General features: G+C 22.5%; 4 protein-coding genes. All 4 read left to right on the top strand.

The annotated features are described in order from the left end of the window. Positions 1-68: 68 nt before the first annotated feature. The 4 genes from E6A48_RS11800 to E6A48_RS11815 all read left to right on the top strand — a co-directional run bounded on the left by E6A48_RS11800 (position 69) and on the right by E6A48_RS11815 (position 3005). Positions 69-821, top strand: coding sequence for a pyridoxine kinase (locus E6A48_RS11800; RefSeq protein ID WP_219710497.1), 753 nt, complete (start codon positions 69-71; stop codon positions 819-821). Continuing rightward, positions 809-1846, top strand: a complete 1038-nt coding sequence (locus E6A48_RS11805) for a hypothetical protein (protein ID WP_219710498.1) — start codon at positions 809-811, stop codon at positions 1844-1846. Before E6A48_RS11800 ends, E6A48_RS11805 begins: the two co-directional genes overlap by 13 nt. A 295-nt stretch (positions 1847-2141) precedes the next feature. Beyond that, the gene (locus E6A48_RS11810) at positions 2142-2432 is read left to right on the top strand and encodes a Bor family protein (RefSeq protein ID WP_219710499.1); all 291 of its coding nucleotides are present in this window, start codon (positions 2142-2144) and stop codon (positions 2430-2432) included. Between the two features lie 6 nt (positions 2433-2438). Next, complete coding sequence (locus E6A48_RS11815) at positions 2439-3005, top strand: hypothetical protein (protein ID WP_219710500.1); 567 nt, start codon at positions 2439-2441, stop codon at positions 3003-3005. Positions 3006-3165: the final 160 nt, after the last annotated feature.

Below are 3165 nucleotides of genomic sequence, written 5' to 3' on the forward strand. Positions count from 1 at the left end.
TTATCTTATCTATATATAAATTTTACCGAATATAATAAATAGGATTATATTAATATAGGATTGGTTTCGTGCTTTTAGGAAATGATGCTTATAACAAATTTACAGAATATGTGGAAAATAATATTAATTTTGAGTTTCTATCGCATATACCTGGATATGATAAGAGTTATGAAGTTCAAAAAGAATCTATCATTAAACTTATAAAAAAATCTAATAATAATGAATCTTTTATAGATTATACTGCATATACTTATCAAACTCTAAAAAGTAATATAATAAAACAAATAGTATTAGCTCGTATAAAAAATGAAAATGGAGAAGAGTATTCTTTTATTAATGATGATAAATTTAATCTTTCAGATGATGAATTAGTTGATTATTTATCTGTGCTTTTAATATTAAAAGATATAATGCATACAAGTTATATAGCATATCTTCCTATTTACAATGAGTATAAATATGATGTAAAAGAGTTTAGAGATAAAGCAAAAGAAATGATAGATAATTCTATTGATAATATATCTACTTTAGAAAATATTAATCCAATATTTATAGCAATAGCAGCTAAAAGTATATTACCATATTCAATAAAAAATAATGAATTATCTTCTTCATCAAGGCTTATATCAATTTTGTTTAATATATCTAGGATAATATCATCATATCCATATGTTGAAGAGAATATATTATATACGCAGCCTATATTTGTAAGTGCTATATATAATTTAGTGAATAATGCTTCATTTTTAGGGTTAGATTATAATATGATTAAAAAATTGTATGATATAGTAAAAACAGGGGAAATAGAGTGGAAAAACTAATTAAACATAATATTAATTTTATAGTAGCAGCAATATCTTCTTTAACTATTATATCTATGTGTGCATATATGATACTTGAGATTAACAAATATGTAATGAATATATTAATTTGTCTAGAGTTTTTATGTTCATTTTATTTTGTATGTATATTTTTCTATAATGTTAAAAAATATTCTAGAATAGAACTATTTTTTTATATGGTTGTTTATTTGATGCCTTTTATATTATCTATATTGGGATTATTTTATGCTTTTAATTTCTTTTCACTTGATAGGATATTTTTAAGGGAAAGTATAATCGCTTCTTTTTTAACTAGAATTTATCATGTAATATTTATTTTTTATATTAGTCATATAATATATTTTTTCTATTTATTTAGCATTGAAAATAACAATACTTTTTTCTCATCTTTATCATCAAACTTTGTAGTGTGTGTATCAATAGTGGTTGCTTTTATATTTATAATATTGTACAGCATTTTGAATTGGGCATTTGATGGAAAGATTTCTAGTTCTTATAGCGATATAAGGGATAATATTATATATGAGGCACAGACTACTTTTTCTTTAGAGTCTGATAATGTAGAATATGAAGGATTTGCAAATACTTATGATGTAGCTTTAATATATTATGATAATGAGCTTAAATATCAGACTGAAGATTGGAATACTTTTAAGAAAAAACATTTATTATTTGAAACAGCTATATATCAGGGAGAGGGATTTTTTATACTTAGCAGTGGAAAGAAGTTTGTTTATTCTTATTATATTTTTATTTTGGCTTATGTTATAGTGAATTCTTTAATTTTAGTATTTTCTATATTTTTCTTTAAAACATTTTTGGAGAGAAAATTCAATGGCTATATTAATATTATGATAAAAGGTTTTAAAGAAGATAGCTATATTTATGCAATAGACACAGAAAAAATGGATAATACAGAAATAAAAGAACTCTCTGAATTATATAATAAGAAGCTATTAAGCTATAAGTATAGAGAAAGATACGTTAAGATGTTTACAAGATAATTTCTCCGCACGGTGAGTTAATTTTAAAATATAATTTTATTCATAATAATAATTTTATTTTTTATTAGTTTGGCTTACCGTGCGGTTTTATTTTTTAAAAATAAATTTAAACTGATAAAATATTTTAATGGGTTCATAATATATTATTTATAATTAATACTTCTATATATCACCAAACTTGAACAAATTCTATTTATGTTTTTATTTTGCTTTTATTCATTGACAAAGATGTTTATTGTGTTAAACTGAACATTGTTCACTTATACGTGCAAATTTAATATTAAGGAGTTTATTAATGACAAAGACTATAATTTTATTATTGGCTCTAAGTATATTTTTTGTTTCATGCTCTTATCAGCATAGGCATTTAATAGGCGATGGTCCTCAGACTGGTGTTGAATTAACAAGAAAACAGTGGTATGCACTTTGGGGATTAGTTCCTGTTAATGATGTTGATGTTACAAAGTTGGCTGGCAATTCAGCAAATTATGAGGTTTATTCAAGAAGAAGTGCGGGTGATGTATTTCTAAATCTTATAACAGGTTTAGTTAGTTTTACAAGCAGAACTGTCACTGTAACAAAATAAAAAATTATGAAAATATTTTGTTTTTTATTACTATTAATAATTTCCTGTAATCAAAATAATAATTATGATATATTCTCTAATAATAATATAAGATTTAAAAAATTAGATTTGGATAATGATATTATATATAAAAATAAATATGATGTAACTAATATAAATGTTAAACTTGTTCCATTAAATAATTCTATAAAACTATCTGATGAAGAGAGAGATTATATAATAGAGACTACAGGATATGTAAAAGATTTATTTTTTGTAGAAAGTATTTTTTTGGAAGAAGAAAGTCAGACGAGCTGTTTAATAGGTTATATGCAAGCGGAAAATAATTCTTTAGAAAATCTTATAAATCATATAGAGGGTATTGATTATAATATACTTAAAAATTATTTTAATATTAATGGCAATAAAAACATACAATATAAAATGACATTAGAAAATACAATATTATTTTTTTCTATATTTGAAGAAAAAAACTCAAATTATCTTATATTAAGCTACACATTTCCAAAAGAGAATGAATATATATCTATGGAGCAAGTAGCTAATTCAATTAATTCAGTAGAGTTTTATTGATATCAATTTTAAGGAGGAGATTTTTAATAATTTCCTCTTTTTTGATATTATTAGCGTATATTATAAAAATAAGTTGACAAAATAATTATGTAAAGTATAATATTTTTATATGAAAAACTTTACTTTATTAACAAGACAAGACAAGACAAGACAAGACAAG

This window comes from Brachyspira pilosicoli (assembly GCF_019402445.1).
GTDB classification, from domain to species: domain Bacteria; phylum Spirochaetota; class Brachyspiria; order Brachyspirales; family Brachyspiraceae; genus Brachyspira; species Brachyspira pilosicoli_B.